3 protein-coding genes are annotated in these 4,255 nt (G+C 37.7%); 1 reads left to right on the plus strand and 2 read right to left on the minus strand.

What is annotated here, in order from left to right:
• Window positions 1-364: 364 nt before the first annotated feature.
• The gene (tnpA, locus tag F6K40_RS39060) at window positions 365-772 is read right to left on the minus strand and encodes an IS200/IS605 family transposase (protein WP_293145340.1); all 408 of its coding nucleotides are present in this window, start codon (window positions 770-772) and stop codon (window positions 365-367) included.
• Window positions 773-1,045: 273 nt separating this feature from the next.
• Here tnpA and F6K40_RS39065 point away from each other — a divergent pair, with 273 nt between their 5' ends.
• Complete coding sequence (locus F6K40_RS39065; protein WP_293145343.1) at window positions 1,046-1,849, plus strand: RNA-guided endonuclease InsQ/TnpB family protein; 804 nt, start codon at window positions 1,046-1,048, stop codon at window positions 1,847-1,849.
• A 1,028-nt stretch (window positions 1,850-2,877) separates the two neighbouring features.
• On the opposite strand, the gene F6K40_RS39070 is transcribed toward F6K40_RS39065, so the two are convergent.
• A complete protein-coding gene (locus tag F6K40_RS39070; RefSeq protein ID WP_293145346.1) occupies window positions 2,878-3,831 on the minus strand; it encodes a glutathione S-transferase family protein in 954 nt (317 codons plus the stop codon).
• Window positions 3,832-4,255: the final 424 nt, after the last annotated feature.

Here is a 4,255-nt window from a genome sequence, read left to right on the forward strand (position 1 = left end):
CTCATAGTTGTGGAGCGACTGTGTGGATTGAGACTTTAGCAACGGTAACTGTCTTTAATTTTGATGGTACGGTGCAGCGGGTTGATAGTAGATGGGTTTGGGAAGAAGAGGAAATGTGGAAAATTAACAAGAAAAGTATTGAGGAATTAATTACGGCTTGCTGAATAAATCTCAAAAAAATATGGGTTATTTCAGTTATCAGTTATCACTTATCAGTTATCAGCAATAATAACCTGCTTTTAAGGCTATGCTTTCAGCAATAGCTGGTAAATGCTTATGCCGGCATTAATTACACGGAAAAATGTCGGGAGTAAGGTCACGCCCCATCTTTTATGCATCGGGGCGGAAAAACGACTCTGGTACTTTAGTCATTGTGATGGGGGTCGTTAATGTATTCCAGAACCTTAGTTGTACTGACCTTTCCAGTGGTCTCATAAAAATAACTGTGGGTCCACAGACTAGGCAACTTGCATAACTCAGGAAATTCTTTTCGCAACAGCCTGAATGACCTGCCTTTAAAAGCTTTAACTATTTTGTGGATGGCTATATCAGAACCATGTTCTACCAATACATGAACGTGCTCTGGGGCTATTTCTAATCCTTTAATTAACCAACCTTTTTCTGTGGCAACTTCCGATAAAGTCGCTGCCAATCTTATTTTTACTTGGCCCACTAAAACTTTCTTGCGCCTCTTGGGAACCCAGACTAAATGGACGTGGGCTAAACCTACTGAATGGTTGCCATGTCGGTATATTTTTTGTTGGTTTTTCATGTTGATAAGTTTACATTTATCGACATTTGAATGATAATGAAACCATGAACAAAAAAACTAAGAAAAAAGCCAAAAATCTGGGATGCCAGCAAGTTTTATTGCATCCAGATCAAGACCTATTGGCCGTATTAGAATATTTGTGCGGTGAGGCCAATAAAGTGTTTAATTGTTCTGTTTATTATGCCCGATAAGTTTGGTTAAAAAAAAATAGATTTGTAACTATTGGCGAACTGTGCCGGCAGATGAAATGGAACAGACATTTTAATGCGATGTATGCCTAAGCACGCTCAACAAATATGTAATGGTGTTGTTGAATCTTTCAGCAGCTTTAGAGAGTTATTAAAGCTCTTTGGGAAAGATGAATTGGCTAATAAACCGAAGCCGCCTAACTATCGAAAGCCTGGTTTATTTACCGTTTCTTATCCTAAAAAATGGTTAAAACTAACTAATGAAAAGATTAGAGTTCCATTAGGATGTAAGGTTAAAGCATGGTTTGGATTGGAGGCATTCTACATTCAAATGGCCAGCAACCTAGATTGGGACTCAATTAAAGAAATTAGAATTCTTCCCCGTCACGGTTGCTTTTATACCGAGTTTGTTTATTCCATGAAAATTCAGTCAGTTAAGTTAGATTCGGGTCAAGCACTTTCTATTGACCACGGTTTAAACAACTGGCTAACCTGCGTAGATACCCAAGGTCATAGTTTTATTATTGATGGGAAACATATAAAATCCAAAAATCAGTGGTACAATAAGCAAGTTGCTATAATTAGAGAAAATCAACCTCCAGGATTTTGGTCTGAGAGATTAGCTTGTATCACTGAAAAACGTAATCGACAAATGCGGGATGCTGTTAATAAAACAGCGCGATTAATTATCAACCATTGCCTTGAAAATGGAATTGGTACAGTCGTTTTTGGTTGGAATAAAGGGCAAAAACAGTCAATTCAGTTAGGAGCTAAAACTAATCAAAAATTTGTACAAATTCCTACTGGCAGACTCAAAGAAAGAATAGAGCAACTTTGCAACTTGTATGGGCTGCAATTTGTAGAAACTGAGGAATCTTATACTTCATGAATCATCGTTTTTAGATGATGACTCACTCCCAATCAGGGCGTGAAAAACCCGATAACTGGGAACCATCAGGAAAACGCACTAAGCGATGCAGCGCCGCCAAAGGGGGTCTCCCCCATGAGCGACTGCATCAAGACAACGAGGTTTGTATCAATCTGCTGCGGGTTATTTGATTAATGCTGACTGCAACGGTGCAGCAAATATTCGTAAGAATTGTATCTGGAAGGCTCAAGCTCAACTTAAGCCAACTAAGTAGAGGTGCTTTGACAACGCCTTTAAGAGTTTATTTCTGGACTTCTTAAGAATCTGCGTCTCTTTAGAGCGCAGAGTGTCAAATTACTATTAGACATCTTGAGATAAAGAGGGAAAATTTTCCCGTAAGCATTCAGCAGTCAGCTAGCAGCTATCAGCTTCTGAGATAAACCCATAATTTTCTGCCACAAATTATATGGGTTAACCACTCAGATTTCTGGTTAAAAATTTAGTAGAAGTTAAAATAACGCTGGCTTCATTCATTAAAAAGTTAGGAGCTGACTGCTGACTACTAATAGCTGAATGCTTACATTTTCCCTCCCTCAACTACTAGGAAATTTATTTTGTATTAGACATCTCCAATAATAAAAATTAAAATCAATTATCGTACAGAAATCATCAATTATTTCTTCCTACTCCCTGCTCCCTGCTCCCTGCTCTGTCTTTTCTGGAGATGTCTATTTTACAGGACTACTTAGCTGATAGCTTAGGGCTGAATGCTTATGAATCCTTGCATATTTGTACCTCATACTTAGGGCTTGCTGATGAAGTTTCAAAACATTTACAGCGCTTTTCAGATTGATGAACCATATCGTCACAGCCAGAATCTTGTAGGGTACGTTCCATGGAACGTCCTTACTGTGGTTTACCCAAATGAAAACTGCTGTAAAAATAAAGGCAAGTTTCTTTTTGGAGCGAAAAAAGTGCAAGCTTTTCCAGGGATTACTTTTGAATTTTGAATTTTGAATTTTGAATTGCCTGTATGGCTATATCTGGACCTAACCCAAAGGAATAATACCACCAGGATTAAGAGGAAAAAGATTCCCATAATAATCTTTTTTCACTGCCTCTAAATTACAAGTATTTGCTATTCCTGGAAGTTGATATAAATCTTGTAGATAAACACTCAAATATTTATAATCTTTAATTCTCCGTAAGTTGCACTTAAATAATCCATAGTAAACAACATCAAAGCGGAATAAAGTAGTAAATAAACGTACATCTGCTAATGTTACTAACTCACCACAAAGATATCGACTTTTAGAAAGAGTATTATCAATTTCATCTAAAGTAGTAAATAATTCCCGACAAGCCTTTTCATAAGCTTCTTGACTTTGGGCAAACCCACAACGATAAACTCCGTTATTTACTGTGTGGTAAATCTTTTCATTCCACTCGTCTATTTTTGCTTTTAATTGTTCTGGATAAAGGTCAAGATCTGGATTTTTGGCAAACTGATTAAATTCAGCATTTAGCATCACAATAATATCTGAACTTTCATTATTAACAATAGTTTTTGTCTGGTCATCCCACAATACAGGTACAGTCGAACGCCCTTTGTAACCAGGCTGTGCTAAGTCATATAATTCTGGTAAAGTGTGACATCCTTCTTGTTCATTTTCAAATACCCAAATACCCTTATCCCCTGCTGGAGAGGCAATAGTTATTGAGATAATATCTTCTAAACCTTTTAATGCTCGAACAACAAGAGTTCGGTGCGCCCAAGGGCAACCTAGTCCAACAAATAGACGGTAACGTTTAGTCGCTGGTTGATATTTATTTTCTGGTTGTGTATTTACTGTTTCTCTAAATAGACTAGCTGGACGAATGTATTCTCCTGAATTATTTCTAGGAGCAAGTTTTGACATCATTATTTGCCAGAGTGTTGTCCAAACCCATTTTCCTAATTTAATTGTTAGAGAGGGGGGAAGTGATTTGCGTTTGTTAACCATGATGCTTTGAGAATCTTTCGGCCCGCTACTTTTTATTTAACTCCCCCGGCGGGAAGTCCCGCACTCTCCCGTAGGGGAGCATCGGGATGAAAGCCGGGCGTTGTTTGTGTAGTTTGTCGTTATTTTTGGTATACTAACTATAATAGTAGATATAAAGGTCGATACTAGAATGTTACTGAAATATAAGTACAAGCTAAAACCACATAAAAGGCAAGCGGTGATTATATCTAACTGGTTACAAATGGCTTGTTGCAATATAATTATCGTTTAGCTGAAAGGTTGAACTGGTTTGAAGCCACCCGCACGCTAGTTAACGCTTGTCCACTCAATGTTTCAGTAGTACCTGTAGAACGGATTTATCATGCATATTCCGGAATTTAGAGTACAAACGCGCGACGGTAGAAAAAAAGACAGCAATGGTAAT

The organism is Okeania sp. SIO3I5, from assembly GCF_010672085.1.
Taxonomy (GTDB): Bacteria; Cyanobacteriota; Cyanobacteriia; order Cyanobacteriales; family Microcoleaceae; genus Trichodesmium.

Bases quoted from the DNA above. Each gene is read 5' to 3' on its own strand.
- tnpA (WP_293145340.1), bottom strand. From the start codon at position 772: ATGAAAAACCAACAAAAAATATACCGACATGGCAACCATTCAGTAGGT.
- F6K40_RS39065 (WP_293145343.1), top strand. From the start codon at position 1,046: ATGCCTAAGCACGCTCAACAAATATGTAATGGTGTTGTTGAATCTTTC.
- F6K40_RS39070 (WP_293145346.1), bottom strand. From the start codon at position 3,831: ATGGTTAACAAACGCAAATCACTTCCCCCCTCTCTAACAATTAAATTA.